The organism is Paracerasibacillus soli, assembly GCF_042432965.1.
GTDB lineage: Bacteria > Bacillota > Bacilli > Bacillales > Amphibacillaceae > Paracerasibacillus > Paracerasibacillus soli.
Window position 1 is genome coordinate 237558 of sequence record NZ_JBHLWL010000040.1, and the last position, 15181, is coordinate 252738.

10 protein-coding genes and 1 riboswitch are annotated in these 15181 nt (G+C 35.3%); of the genes, 1 reads left to right on the top strand and 9 read right to left on the bottom strand.

Going from position 1 to position 15181, the window contains the following annotated elements; genetic code table 11:
* Positions 1-101: 101 nt before the first annotated feature.
* The 5 genes from ACFFIS_RS12300 to ACFFIS_RS12320 all read right to left on the bottom strand — a co-directional run bounded on the left by ACFFIS_RS12300 (position 102) and on the right by ACFFIS_RS12320 (position 6270).
* Positions 102-1520: a hypothetical protein gene (locus ACFFIS_RS12300; RefSeq protein ID WP_390187805.1), complete on the bottom strand. Its 1419-nt coding sequence runs from the start codon at positions 1518-1520 to the stop codon at positions 102-104.
* A gap of 178 nt (positions 1521-1698) precedes the next feature.
* Complete coding sequence (gene thiT, locus ACFFIS_RS12305) at positions 1699-2274, bottom strand: energy-coupled thiamine transporter ThiT (protein WP_390187806.1); 576 nt, start codon at positions 2272-2274, stop codon at positions 1699-1701.
* A gap of 107 nt (positions 2275-2381) precedes the next feature.
* Positions 2382-2482: riboswitch (TPP riboswitch) on the bottom strand.
* Positions 2483-2642: 160 nt separating this feature from the next.
* Positions 2643-3758, bottom strand: coding sequence for a tetratricopeptide repeat protein (locus tag ACFFIS_RS12310; RefSeq protein ID WP_390187808.1), 1116 nt, complete (start codon positions 3756-3758; stop codon positions 2643-2645).
* 65 nt (positions 3759-3823) lie between these two features.
* On the bottom strand, positions 3824-4690 hold the full coding sequence (locus tag ACFFIS_RS12315) for a VanW family protein (protein WP_390187809.1): 867 nt from the start codon (positions 4688-4690) through the stop codon (positions 3824-3826).
* A 371-nt stretch (positions 4691-5061) separates the two neighbouring features.
* Positions 5062-6270, bottom strand: a complete 1209-nt coding sequence (locus ACFFIS_RS12320) for an NAD(P)/FAD-dependent oxidoreductase (protein WP_390187810.1) — start codon at positions 6268-6270, stop codon at positions 5062-5064.
* 527 nt (positions 6271-6797) lie between these two features.
* Here ACFFIS_RS12320 and uraA point away from each other — a divergent pair.
* Positions 6798-8111, top strand: coding sequence for a uracil permease (uraA, locus tag ACFFIS_RS12325; RefSeq protein WP_390187812.1), 1314 nt, complete (start codon positions 6798-6800; stop codon positions 8109-8111).
* A 226-nt stretch (positions 8112-8337) separates the two neighbouring features.
* Here the strand turns inward: uraA and ACFFIS_RS12330 are convergent, their stop codons facing one another.
* From ACFFIS_RS12330 to ACFFIS_RS12345, 4 genes are all read right to left on the bottom strand, one after another.
* Positions 8338-10806: a YhgE/Pip family protein gene (locus ACFFIS_RS12330; RefSeq protein ID WP_390187813.1), complete on the bottom strand. Its 2469-nt coding sequence runs from the start codon at positions 10804-10806 to the stop codon at positions 8338-8340.
* 151 nt (positions 10807-10957) lie between these two features.
* The gene (locus ACFFIS_RS12335; RefSeq protein WP_320378783.1) at positions 10958-11530 is read right to left on the bottom strand and encodes a TetR/AcrR family transcriptional regulator; all 573 of its coding nucleotides are present in this window, start codon (positions 11528-11530) and stop codon (positions 10958-10960) included.
* Between the two features lie 106 nt (positions 11531-11636).
* Positions 11637-13022: a D-alanyl-D-alanine carboxypeptidase/D-alanyl-D-alanine endopeptidase gene (gene dacB, locus ACFFIS_RS12340; protein WP_320378782.1), complete on the bottom strand. Its 1386-nt coding sequence runs from the start codon at positions 13020-13022 to the stop codon at positions 11637-11639.
* 290 nt (positions 13023-13312) lie between these two features.
* Entirely contained in the window at positions 13313-15022 is a 1710-nt protein-coding gene (locus ACFFIS_RS12345; RefSeq protein ID WP_390187814.1) for a methyl-accepting chemotaxis protein, read from the bottom strand.
* Positions 15023-15181 lie beyond the last annotated feature (159 nt).

A 15181-nucleotide genomic window follows, 5' to 3' on the forward strand; every position in this document is an offset into this window, starting at 1 on the left:
AAGCGAATCAGTATGAAAACAGAAAATCAGCATGTCATTTCATTTACGAAAGTCCATGCTGATAGTTATAGAAGGATGCTTCCCTTTTTGATACTTGACTTTTATAAAAAGAATACGGCTGCTACTGTGGCAACTACTAAACCGATGATAACTGGTAAAAAGTTCTTTCTTACTAAATCTAACACAGAAACTCCACAAAAACCTGCAATCGCAATAAGCGAGGACCAAGCTACAAGTGTTCCCCCACCTGTCCAAATTGCACCCATTTGCCCAATAGCAGCTAGTGTCTCTGAGTCAATTGCATTTGTCTCTAATGTTGCTGCTAGTGCACCTGTTAACGGTAAGCCAGAAAAACCTGATCCATCTAATCCAGTAATAATCCCGATAATCAGTACACTTAATGCAGCTAATAACGCACTATTAGGTAAATAGTTTTGCGTTGCTTCTACTAATTCAAATAAAAATGCCGGTCCTTCTTCAATTCCTAAAATGTTACCAGAAAAATCGGGGCTTCCCAGAAAGAAAAATCCTGCGATTGGAATAACTGGTCCCATCGCTTTAAATGCAAATACAAATCCATCCGTAATATGATTACTAATATAATCCAAAGCCTTTTGTTTTCCATAAGCAATCGTTGATAAAAGAAGTAAGATGACAGCCACCCCACCTACAAACGCTGCACCATCTCCTCCCTCTAAGCCGCTCATGCGCCCTGAACCTAATTTTGTATACAACATATATATAACAACACATAAAAGAGATAGCGGAACAATTATCGCAAAGATTCGACTCCATAATGTTACGTAGGACGTATTTGCTTCATTCTTGGTACGTGAGGATGATTGCAATGATTGTAAATCAGTCTCATTTTTTGGATCATTCGGTTTTCGTATTGACTTACGATAAAATAAATAAGCTAATAATAGTGCTACTCCACCTGAAATAAGCGAGAGCACAAGGCCTTTATCGGCAACTGCGCCTATATCAGTTCCAGCAGATTTTGCTGATAAACTAGGAGCTACTTGCACAATGTAGTCAGAAGAAAGTGCCATACCCTGCCCTGCAATCGCAATCGCGACAGCAGCAGTCATTGCCGGTAAACCAGAGCGAACTGCAGCTGGTACTAACAGAGCACAAATAAGCGGAACAGCTGGTGTTGGCCAAAAGAATAGAGATATGACATACGTCACAACGACCAAAACAAAGAAGGAAATGTGACCATTAACCATCCACTTTTGAATTGGTTGAATCATCCGTTCATCTGCGCGTAAATCTCGCAAAGAATGGAGCAAGGCCAACATAAACGTGATAATTAAAAAGATATTAAATAACTCTTGTGCAGCCACTAGATTAGCATTGAAAATTGCTGTAAAACCATCAATAACATTTCCTTTATATACCCACGCAATAATAAATGTACCTAAAAGCGTCGGTAATACAACACCTTTACGAAAAATCATCGTAACGATAATCGCCAATGTAAACAATCCGTATAACAAGTGCGTTAAAGTTAAATCCACATGACCCCATCCTTCCAGCATGGACTGTGCTATAACCTATGCACCGCATATGAACATAGTGAAGGATAGACAATTATATTTTTATAATTATTTCATTCAAAAATCCGATCATAATGATGAAAAAAGGGATAACCCATTTTCTTAGGATTATCCCTTACTTGTGAGCGGAGCATGTTTGTTACACTGCCTTTTTAAGTAATGCTTTTGGTTGCTGATTAAATAACAAAAATGTACCTAATACACAAATAATTGTGGACGGTAACATGTATGAAATATTATACATAAATGACCATGCCCAGTAATTCCAACCATCTGGAGTTGATTCCGCCCAAAAAATAACACCTGCAAATAAGTGACATAAGAAACGTAAGACAGATCCTAATATGATACCTGCCGTTATATAAGATAAGTATGTTTTTATTTGTCTATCTTTTACTGCCTCACTAATTTTGCGCGCAAAGATACCAGCAAATCCTAATACTGTAAAGGCGAGACCATATTCTATAAGAACTTGAAACGGGTTTAAAATATACCCACCAAAAAGTAACTTTAAACAGCCTAATAAAAATCCAGCTAACAGACCACCCTTTAATCCCCATCTAAAAGCGATAAGAAAAATCGGTATCATCACGAGTGATATAGAACCGCCATTCCCCCAGATTTTAAATTTTAAGAACGGTACATTGTCTAGAATAAATGCTAAAGCTGTAAACAAAGCAACTTCTATTAAAAATAATGTGCGCTGTCTATCCACGTCAAACTTCCTCCCCCTCATAGTGTTGTTAAAACAACGCAAAAAAAGCAATGCCAAGGGGAAGCTTCCTGATGGGAAAAATTCCGCTCACAACATTGCTTATGAACCATCAAAAAAGCCACCATCCCTACGCTAGTTCTAACTAACAGGTTCAAAGGGTCTGAACTTCACGTTCACTCTCAGCCGATAGGCTCCCCCTGAGGCTCTACTATTCGCTTTTTTTGTCACTATTAATCATATCGTACCTTTTATCTTTATGCAAGGTTCATTGACGACTTAGGTATGCTTCTACCCCAAGCATGCATAAATCAATTGCTTGCTCCCGAAACTCAACTTTACTTAAATCAACGATAATAGATTTCATGTTATTATTGAGCTTTCAACATTTGGACCATTTTATCCTCGTATTGCCGTTTCTTCTTCTTATTGTTAACTCGTTCAAAGTATGTAATAACATCTGCCAATGCTTCTTCGAGTAGTTGCTGATTATTACCTTGTTTAAAGTATGTTATCGCCTTTTCATAGTATTCTGTGGCGACTAGATGATTTGGTTTATTTTGTTTTTCAAAACAGTATGCAAACTGCATATATATCATCCCTAATTTAGTAGATGGGCGTAGAACTTGCTGTTCATATAGACGTGTTGCCTGATCATAGAACGGTATCGCCAACTCATAGTTTTCATCATAAAAATGATAATAACCAATGTCTGTTAAAACCTCAGCAAATAAGACTGTGTTACGATTGTTTCCTTCACTCAATATTGTTAAAGCTTCTTTTAACAAGTTGTAAACAAGCTGTTTATTTTCTTCCAATGTGTATAATTTCGCAAGACTAATCGTACTATGAAGCAACACATTATGTTCTTTCTTTTGTTCAGCAATTGCACGAGCTTTAGTCAAATAAGCAATTGCCTCTTCTACTTCGTTAACTTTCGCATAATTTTGGCCAATCTTGAAGTGCAAAATGAGTTGATATTTATCTTCGGCAAGATTATCAAAATGTTTTAAGGCCTTTTTGTAATATTTATTCGCCCTAATAAATTTATCCAAATTCTCCTCTGCTTCCCCAAGAATCATATAACAACGTGCAAGTTTTATTTCATTTGCTCCTTCTCTTTCACACATCATGACGACTTTCGACATAATTCGTCGACATAATTTATGATCGCTTAAAAAAGCGATTTGGCCTAATATAATCAGTTCATCGCTTGTAGCATTGGTCCTTTGTTCATATTGCTTTTGAATTATTTCTTTAGAGGAAATATATTCTTTCATCTCTGCATAAGAAATTGCTTCCATATAGCAGAGTAAATGTTCTACATCTAATCCAACTTTATTTTGTTTTCTAAAATCCCCTATTTTGGCAACAACATTCGGGTAATGCCCTCGTTTAAATTCCTCTCGTAGGATAGATAATCCTTCAAAATTATGCTTTTCCAATACCTTAGTTAGCGCTTTATCTATATTTATAATTTCTAGCATGAAACTCCCTCCATTCTATTCACCATTGTTACTATATTTAGCTAGTTTTAAACGAGGGACTAAATTTATTTGATTTTCATATTTTCCGATGAATAAATATCCACCGTCATTCTGCCATTTTTTGCTGAGGCACGAATTAATAAAGCTTGGTTATATTCATTTTTAAAAACAAAGTCTGGTCCCCACCAACTTACTGTCGCATCTTTACCAGGTGGAACGTATGGAACCTCTCGACTATGAGAGTACCGTTCGATCATTTGGATACCTTTCAAATTAACAGCATTAAATAATGTCGATGAAACTTGGCAAATACCTCCACCGATATCTTCTGCTAATTCACCTTTAACGATTACTGGGGCACGTTTATATCCTTTTTCTTCCGTTCGTTGTCCAACGACTTTATTAAACGAAAATGATTCACCAGGAAATAGAACATAGCTGTCAATTGCTGCTGTTGCAATTTTTATATTTTGTGAACGTTCTTTATTTGTTTCTTGGTACATAGTTGTATAGGTATGTATTTTATTTTTGCTAATACTTTCAAGTAATTCATCATCTACCCGTGGGGCTACTTCCCTTTTAGGAATGTGTAGAAATTCTTCTTGCCGTAGATAAAATTGACTATAAAAATCATCAATAAATTGATTACGATCTAACTTTTTACCCGTTTTTGCTGATATCATCTTGTTGTCTTGATCGAACCTTGCGTTCTTTGGTTGTTTATATACTTGTTCTTCTAGTCGGTCCATAAGCAAATTTACTTTATGTAAATCCAAAAACAAATCTGTAGGAAATGGCATTGTAAAATGGTCTAACAAAACTGTTTCACTAATGTTATCATCTTTAATAATAAGTTGTTCCGCACTAATTCCTCTTGGGTGAATAAATAAAACGATAGAAATTGAAAACAGAAGTATGTTAATTTTACGCATTGCTTGCCTCCTCTACACTTAGTATGATATAAATCATACAATTTCATGTATCACAACTAATTCTAATCGTCATATGAATAGTAAATAGAGGGTTCGGTATGGTATTAATGGAAAGGAAGTGCCTTTTGAGGTAAAACGTTTAAAATGAATATTTTTTATTAATTATTCCATTACTAGAGTAAAAAAAGCTAAAATAAAAACCACCTTAGCTTTACCTAAAGTGGTTTTCATATCATTAGCGAAAATCTCGCGTGTCTTCCATTTTTCTACTTACAAACATATAGCCAATTAATGATGCTATGCTTAGTAGAAAATAAAATGAACCTCGTTTCATATACATTTCCTCCCTTTTTTTGGAGCTAAATTACGAATTAAAATGGACGAACTTTCCCCTTTTTAAGAAGTAAATTGACACCACCGAACAAGAATATTGAGCGGTTGTCGACTACTTTCTTCATCGTTGCAGCAGGTTTACCAGTTAATTTAGTGCCACCAAATACTGTTCCAACACCGTCAGTAATACCTAATGAAGCTACCGTTCCTTTATCATCAAAAATAAAGTTTTGTAAAGGCTCGTTGTGAAGTAATGCGGCAATATTATGCGCACATGTTGTAGCATGTTGCATAGCGGCTTGTGCTGTTGGTGGGAATGGGCGTCCTTCTGCTTCATTCATCACCCAAGCACAATCTCCTAAAATAAAGATATTATCTTCACCTGGGGCACGTAGATCACCGTTCACTGTAACTTTGCCTCTATTTAATTCAAAGCCTGATTCAGAAAGTACCGGACTACCAGTTACACCGCCTGTCCAAACAATCGTACCGGCTTTAACAAGTTCGCTATCATCACCAACAACGAAACCTTCTTCAGTACATTCGGTAATTTTAGTCCCAATCATAAATTCAACACCACGACGTTCTAAAGATTCCTTAGCATAAGCAACAAGGTCTTTTTCGAAAACAGGCAAAATAGATGGTGCTGCCTCAACATTAATGATACGTGCTTTTCTACGATCAATATCATATTTTTTACATAGTTGTGGCACTTTTTCAACTAATTCTCCAACAAGTTCAATGCCTGTGAAACCACCGCCACCAACTAAAATGGTTAGATCATCATCATTTTTCTCTTCACTATTTTTATATTGTGCAAACTTGTACTCAATGTGGTCACGAATTAGTTGACAACCATCAATATCCTGAATAAAGAATGCATTTTCTTCCATTCCTTTTATTCCGAATGTATTCGTAACAAAGCCTAGTGCAATTACAAGATAATCGTATGTAAGTTCACTATTTTCAAGTACAACTTTATTTTCCTCTTTATTTACTTTTACTACTGAATCGTAAATTAAGCGAACTCGATTTGGATTAACTACATCACTAATCATAAATCTTGCTTGATTGTGATTAATCGTTCCAGCTGCAACTTCGTGTAACCAAGTTGTTTCATAATGGTAATTATGTTTATTAACTAGTACGAGTTCAGCTTCTTCTGGCGCCAATTGTTTGGCTAGTTTTTTTGTCGTCATTAATCCAGCATATCCTGCACCAAGCACGACAATTTTTGGCTTACTCATAATAAATCCACCTTCCTTTTTTAAAGCGAACTACCTTTTAAAGTAATATATATTAATTCGCTTTTTTACATCGAAATAAATTCGCCTTTTATACTTCAAAAAGTACATATTTATCATAACAAAGTTCTTTTAAATACGCTAATGATGTTAACTAGTTTGACACATATTAAGAATATTATGTCTGCTAATGATAATTTTTGTTAAATATATTATAATCATTTTTACTTTTTTTATCATAAATTTATCTCTTCGTTCATTTTTATATGTAGAGTTTTCGTTTTCTTCTAATATAAGACAAATGTTATCGATAATTTTACTTTCAATATCTCAGACTTGTGGTATAGTATATATTAAGTTCATACGGTTACCTTTAAATCAGTCCTGTGAGACTGGCAAGGTGTTACGGATTCAAAGCAATGAGTAGTATGACTCTTTTCTCTCATCCTATGAATCTGTTTATTTCGCACTTTGCCATTTGTGGTGAAGTGCTTTTTCTATTGCTTAAACGGTAACTGATGAACAAATAAATGAAAAAGGTGATAGGTTTGGCAAATTACAAAGAAATACAAGTTGATGAACGGTTACCGCTTCTTAAAAGTTTACCTTTAAGCATACAGCACTTATTTGCAATGTTCGGTTCAACTGTTTTAGTTCCTATCTTATTTGGGGTAAATCCCGGAACCATTCTTCTCATGAATGGGATTGGAACGCTACTCTACCTTTTTATTACGAAAGGAAAGATTCCCGCTTATCTAGGATCAAGTTTTGCATTTATTTCCCCAGTGTTAGTCGTTCTAGGGCATTATTCTGGGGTTGAAGGATACCAATATGCATTAGCAGGTTTTTTAGTTGTTGGGTTGATATTAGCAGTTGTTGGTCTACTTATTAAAGTAGCGGGAACATCATGGATTGATATTGTTTTTCCTCCGGCAGCAATGGGGGCAATTGTAGCTGTAATTGGGCTAGAGCTTGTTCCGGTTGCTACCGAAATGGCTGGTTGGATTGCTCCAGAAGACATCAATCCATCTGTATGGGTCATGGATTCCAAAGTCGCGCTCGTTTCATTTTTGACATTACTTATAACAATCGTTTGTTGGGTTACATTGCGCGGATTTTTGAAAATAATACCAATATTAATTGGAATTATTGCTGGCTATTTAATTGCTTGGGGATTTGGATTAGTTGATTGGAGCTTAGTAAAGGAAGCATCCTGGTTTTCGCTTCCTGAAATTTACACAATGAAATTTGACTGGTCGGCTATCGTCATCATTTTACCTGCTGCAGTAGTTTTAATACCAGAACATATCGGACATTTACTTGTAACAAGTAATATTGTAAAAAAGGACTTAATGAAAGATCCAGGACTAGACCGTTCCTTTATTGGAAATGGTGTTTCTACGATGCTATCAAGCTTGTTTGGCTCGACACCGAATACGACGTATGGAGAAAATATCGGTGTTCTTGCGATTACTAGAGTATACTCTACATGGATAATCGGCGGTGCCGCAGTATGTGCAATTATTCTTTCATTCGTTGGTAAGTTGGCTGCCTTAATTTCTTCCATTCCTACTCCAGTAATGGGTGGTATTTCCTTGCTCTTATTTGGAATTATTGCCGCAAGTGGAATACGTATGCTAGTTGAAGCAAAAATTGATTACAGTAAGGCACAAAATCTAATTTTAACTTGTGTTGTCCTTGTTATTGGTATTAGTGGTGCGTCCATTAAACTATGGGGGAATGTTGAATTAACTGGAATGGGTTTAGCAACAGTTGTTGGAATTGGACTAAGTTTATTTTTTAAAATTCTTGAGGTACTAAACTTATCTAATGATGAAGCGTAATTTAATAAATAGCGTAACTGGAACATAACTATCCAGGAATAACAAAATAAAGGTTCTGATTATCTTTCAAATTGATAATCAGAACCATTTTTATGAATGCATAATCGATATAATTTAAGATAGAATTAACTGACGTTCAGACATAATAATAATAAAACCACATGAAACCAAATGGTTCCATGCGGTTTATTCATTCTAAAAGACTTTTCTATCAGCTTTTAAAGATCTATGCTGTAACCTTATCCTCGTCATATGCATGACCATTTTTCTTGCTTTTCACGATAAAATAAGTAGCAGTTAAAGCAGTACATACTACGATATAGATAAACAGTATTCCGATATTATGCCACATAAAGGAATAATCACCACTTGAAATAACAGCTTTAAATGCTTGAACTGTATATGTCATCGGTAAAGCGGCATTAATCGGTTGGATTGCTTTCGGAATTAATTCTAATGGGAATGTTCCCGCACTCGTCGTTAATTGTAGGATAAGAATGACGATGGCGATAAATCGACCTGGGTCTCCCAACCATGTCACTAGTACTTGAATTAACGTCATAAATACCAGACTTGTTATAATGGTTGTCATCATAAATAATGGAATATTTTCCACTTCAAGTCCTAATCCAAGTAATAAAATTAAATCTACTAAAATTGCCTGCACAACACCTACTAATAATAACACACCAAATTTACTTAAGAACCATGATATGCCATTTTGCGGTTGAATAGCTGGCTCACTCAAATTAAACACGATTGTAATGAGTAGCGCCCCGACAAACAAACCTAATGAGATGAAATATGGAGCAAACCCTGTTCCATAATTCGGTACTGTATTGATTTCATGTTTCTCCATCTCTACTGGATTACCAAACATATCATATGTTTCATCAGTTGCATTTACGTCGCTCGCCTCATTCGCGGCTTCATCTAACTTACTGTGTAGCTCCTCCGTACCATCTTGTAACTCGGAACTACCAGACGCAAGCTCTTTTGAACCATCTGCTAATTGGCCAGAACCCTCTGCTATCTTTTCAGATCCATCTGCTAACTCAACCATTCCATTATTTAACTCATGGGTTCCAGCAGCAAGTTCATTTCCACCTTGTTTCGCCTCTTGTAGCTTTTCGGTAAACATCTGCATATTACGAACATATTCTTGCTGACCTGAAGCTAAAGCATTTGTTCCTTCATCAAGTTGGGATGCACCTTGAGCTAGTTCAGTTATGCCAGCTTTTAAAGCTTTTTGTCCAGCATTGATTGTATTTAGGCCGCCACTTAGTTGGTTGAATGTTGGATCAACAGCCTTTTTAATTTGACTTTCAAGACCAGTTGTTGCTCCAGTTAATTGTTTATTTACTTCTGCGCTATATTGAGCAAAACCTTTATCTACTTGTGGTGTAAACTGGGATAGCCCTTGTTTTACTCCAGCTTCAATTTTAGGTTGTAGTTCCGCTTGTAGCCCCTTTTGTAATTGTTCTTCACTAGGGGAAGCTTCTTTTAACTGCTGTACGACTGTCTGTATTACTTGTTCATCTACTTGATTCATTTTTAATAAAGTAACAATATTTTCAATTTGTTCAGTTTGAGATGTAATCGTACTTTTTGCTATTGATTCACTCATATTTTTAGCTAAACCGCCAGCCAATGAAGGTGCAAATTGTTCATTTAAACCTTTATTAATTCCTTTATTTAATTCGTTTATACCTTCATTCATTTTCCCAGCACTAGCTTGTAATTCATTTCCAATTTGCCCTGCCATTTGTATAGGTAGTTGCTGTTGGAATTGTTTTAACCCTTGTTGCACTTGATTTGTGCCACTAACCAATTCGGGAACTTTCTCATTCATTTCTTGAATGCCCGCATGTGCCTGTGAAACGCCTTGTTTTAACGTTTCTGAACCTTTTTGAACATCTTTAGAAGCTCCGTATAGCTGATCACCGGCATCAGATAATTGTCCAATTCCATCCGCTAATGTTTTCGAACCGGTCTCGAGTTCATGAACACCTTCATGTGCTTTTGTAACACCATTTTCAAATTCGATTGAACTACTTGCTAATACTTCTAAATTATCTTTTATTTCCTTTGCACCATCATCTAGTTTTACTGCGCCATCATTTAGTTCCTTACTGCCATCACTTGCTGTTTGCAGTCCATCTGCAACATCGTAAATTTGATCAAACATATTTTCAGCATATGTTGCAGATACTTCACTAGCAATTGCAGACTTTATTTGGTCTACAGCTGTTTCTCCGATTTGGGAGGAAAGAAAGTTATGACTTTCATTCGGAACATATTTTAGCTGTAACTTCTTAGGGTTATGATCCATTAATGTTGTTGCATTTTTGGAAAAGTCTTTTGGTATCTCAACTAAAATATAATATTCACGATCTTCTAAGTCCCGATAACCTTCTTCTTTTGAAACAAAATGAAATTGAAATTCATCATTTTCTTTTAACTTATCAACAAGTTCATTACCTAAATCTAACTGTTCCCCTTCATATGTTGCACCTGTATCCTCATTAACGATAGCAACTGGCATATCATCTAAGTGATCATACGGATCCCAGAAAGACCAAAGAAACATCCCTGCATAAAGTATCGGAACAAATATAACAGCAATAATTGGAATGAGCACTTTTTTATTTGTAAAAATGCGCTTCAGTTCCGCTAAAAACATCGACTTTTCCATACAATTATAGACTCCCTTCAAACTTATGACCATTTTAACCATTTAGTCATTGGTGGTTAAAAAAAAATATATATCAATATAATATTGTCCCCCAACAATATTTATGACTACTTTGTTCAGGCGGTCATTAAAAAAAGAAAACAATGGATTATCATTTCGATAATCCTTCCAACAAGTACAATTTAAATAACTTGGAGATCTCCGATTGTTCTAAAGGTTGCCTTGATTGTTCCCAATCAAAAATAAGTGCAATATAAAGTTTCAACATGACAAAGGCTGTAATTTCTGGGTTGCATTCCTTTATTTCATCGCGCTCAATTCCTCTTTGAACGATACCTTTTATATAATTTACAATGGTATTTTCAATTCGTTGAATCTCTTCCGCTACCAATGGTGTTCCCATTTCTTTTTCTTCTTGAAGAAGTTTTATCATTAGTTGATGCTTTGTTCGAAACTCTAATAATTTAAATAGAGCACGATCTGCTTTTTCATAAAAAGGCAGGCTTTCATCTAAAACTTCTTCTGTTGCAGTTTTCATTTCATGAATTAAGTAGGAAATGATTTCACCGAAAAGCTCTTCTTTGTTTTTATAAAATGTATATATGGTTCCCTTCCCAACGTTAGCAAGCTTCGCAATTTGATCAATTGTCGTCGCTTTATAACCAAACAAAGAAAATGAGTTTGTCGCTGCATTTACAATTTGTTGTTTACGGTCAATTGCCAATGACGTTCACCTTCATTCCTCTTGTGACTAAATGGTCGTTTTGGTCATTTGTACAAAACGTATCATAACATAATGAAAAAAGACTTGCAACATATTAAAACTATTTTCATTGTCTTTTTAAATATGTTGTGATTAATTTTATAATATGGTCTTCGATTAGTGGTCCCTCTTCCTCGTCGAGCATGTGATTTAACATAATTGAAAATATGATTTCATCCACATATCCGGCTAAAGTGCTAACGCCGTAAATTGTCCCTGTTTTAGCTTGCACGTGGAAACCTTGCAGACGATTTCGTAACGTTCCTCCAACTAAGCGATTTTCCTCACCACTAATTGGAAGTGATTGAAGAAATGTGGAAAACCACTTTTTCTCTTTTACACGATAAAGTAAATTTGTAATTTCATTGGGGGGTATCAAATTAATATGAGAAATTCCAGATCCATCCCTTATTTGCAGGTTACGAATATCAAGTCCAAATTCTTTTTGTAATGTGTACTGTAAAACCTGCAAGCCTTTTTCCCAACTACCTTCGTTATGTACATATTTCCCCATTTCTTTTACAAGTATTTCACCAATTCCATTGTTGCTTAATTTCATGAATGGTACGATGATTTCTGCAAGTGGAATTGCATGATGGGTATATATCTTCTTAGCTGTTTGTCCAACAGTTCCCCTAGTCAATATGCCATCTAACTTTACTCCCTTCTCATTTAATGCTGCTTTTAAATATGCTATCGCATATAAAGTTGGTTCCCATACAGCAAGCCATTCTTTTCGGGGTTCATCATGTATTCCGATATGACCAGAAATCGTAATATCATTTTTACCATGCTTTCTATCGATTATTAAATCTTCTTCTTCAGCTTCTTGTAAAGTGACAGCCTCATTAAAGATTTGTACATAATCTGTTTTCGGATATACAGAAATTGACGGTTTTTCACCTAATCGTTTATTTGGAGTTATTGTTAATATCACTGTTCCCGTATCATAATCACCATTTGGTGCAAGCGTCAGTGCTGATACCTGCGAACCATAATACCATTGTTCATCACTCCATATCATATCAGCTGACAAACGAACCGCGTCATACCAAGAATCATCAGCAAATATATTTCCAGTAATTTTATTTATCCCAGCTTTCTTGATCTGTTTTACAAATTGATCATAATCCTCTGGAAGTAATGTAGGATCACCTTTACCTTTTATATATAGGCTCCCATGTAAAGTTCCTTGTTCAATTGTCCCATCATACCATATCTCCGTTGAAAACGTATAAGTTTCTCCAAGTACCGATAAAGCCGTCGCAGCAGTTAGTAATTTCATATTCGATGCAGGCTTAAACCGATGGTCCCCTAATTGACTATATAGCAGTTCTCCCGTTCCAGCAGAGCGTATACTTAACCCAACCCATGAACCTTTTAACGCATTCTCACGCTCCAAATAGTTTGTAAGTTTCGATTTAAACGTATCTAGTTGATACTTCGTACTCATTTTATCATCCTTTCCCGACCCTCGATCAAACAGCTGCAAGTCATTTCCTATATTTTGGTTCAAAATCTAAATCAAAATAGAACTTTTTTAGAAATAGACTAAAAACCCGGTGTTGAATCCGCTTTCATTTAAATTCAACATTCATACATCTTTCTTAACGTATCATACCATAGCTTTGATGTTTATTCACACTCTTCCGTACCTTTTAAAAAATTAGTTAACGTGTTACTTTTATTTAAAATGCCAAGCAAAAAAGCAGAACAGCTATTTACTGCCCTGCTTACTCCAACTTACATTTTAAATTGATCAAGCAATCCATTTAATTCTGTTGCCATTTTAGCTAACTCATTTGCACTATTTGAAAACTCCTCCATCGCTCCGTTTGTTTGCTGAATGGAAGCTGTTGTTTGTTCGACACCAGCAGAAGTTTCTTCAGATATTGCAGCTATATCTTGAATAGAGCTATTCATTTCACTACTTTTCGCTGCCATTTCTTCTAAGTTCTTTGTAACTGTTTCAATATAAGTTGTCATTTCATTTACAAACATTGATATACCATTAAATGTATCATTTGTTGTTTTGATTTGTTCTGTACCTAAAGTAACTTCCTTGTACCCAGCTTGTAAGGATGTCGCAACAGCATTAGACTCCGTTTGAATGTTGTTCACAATATCCGTAATACTCGTAACTGATTGTGATACTTGTTCTGCAAGATTTTTCACTTCATTTGCCACAACAGCAAATCCTCTACCATGTTCACCCGCTCTTGCCGCTTCAATTGCTGCATTTAAAGCTAGTAAGTTGGTTTGGTCCGCAATATCTTGAATAATATTAACTAATTGAGAAATTTGTTTGGACTGATCATCCAAACCTTTTACCTTTTGTACTGCATCTTGTACAATTTGAAACACCTTTTTCATCTGTTCAGTTGACTGTGTAATTAATGTCATACCTTCTTCTGTCATGTTCAGAATTTCATGGGATGCCATATGTATTACTTTACCATTTTCATTTGACTCTTGTGCCATATTTGTAAAAGATTGCATGGAACTGGATATTTCCCCTGCTTGCGTTGCCTGCACTTCCGTTCCTGAAGCAAGTTCTTCCATTGTGATAGCAATTTGCTCTGTGCCTGTTTTTACTTCACGTGCGGTACCGTTTAGCATTTCACTCCGTTTACTAACAGAGACAGACACTCTTTCTACTTGCTCAAACATTGTCTTTAACGTATCACGCATTTGATTAGCAGCCCGAGCAAGAAAACCTATCTCATCATTTCTCTCATCCGCTATTTTAATGACACTTAAATTGCCTTTTGCAATTTCATCATTCATCTTCACAACATGTTGTAATCCTTTAGATATATTTCTACTTATAAAGAATAACAAAATACCACCTAAAATTAATGAAGCAACTGCAAATGCAATTTGAATTACAAATGTATAAAACTGTCGATTATTAGCATGCTGAATAGCTTGAGCACGTTCCTTGTTTACAATTTCCTTAAGTGCATCTATCTTACTAATTGCCTCTAAACGTAGTTGATCGGCGTTTTTAAGGTAAGTAGCTGCTGATGTCTGATTACCATTTTTAATAGCGGGGACAATATAAAAATTAAGAATCCGATTTATCTCCAAATCACTAGTTACAATCTCATGAAGTAATTCTCTTTGTTCTTTTGTCGTAAGCAATATTTCAACTTCATTTTTTATATCATTAAACTTTTGATTTTCGGCTTTAAAGTTTTCTACATTTTCTTCTTCACCTGTGTAATAATAGTTAAGCAGATAAATAGATTTTGCACCTACTAAAGAACCCATTTCGGTAATGCCTATCGCCTCATCACTCTTCGTATTCACTACATGAATGCCATTTCCTATATTTTTAATTAAGTATGATACGGTACCAGCAGAACCACCAAAAAGGATAATAATAAGCATAAATACAAGCGTATATTTCCATCCAATCGGCAAATTGTTATATTTTACTTTTTTTAGCATGGTCTTCCCCCTTTTCTTTATCTTCATTAAAAATACCGTAAGAATTCATATAACCTGTAATCTTATCGTTCATTTAATGATATAATTAAATGAATATTCTAATGGAAATTCACGAATATTTTACAAGCCATAAGAAACGAACGCGAGTAGGTCTATTTA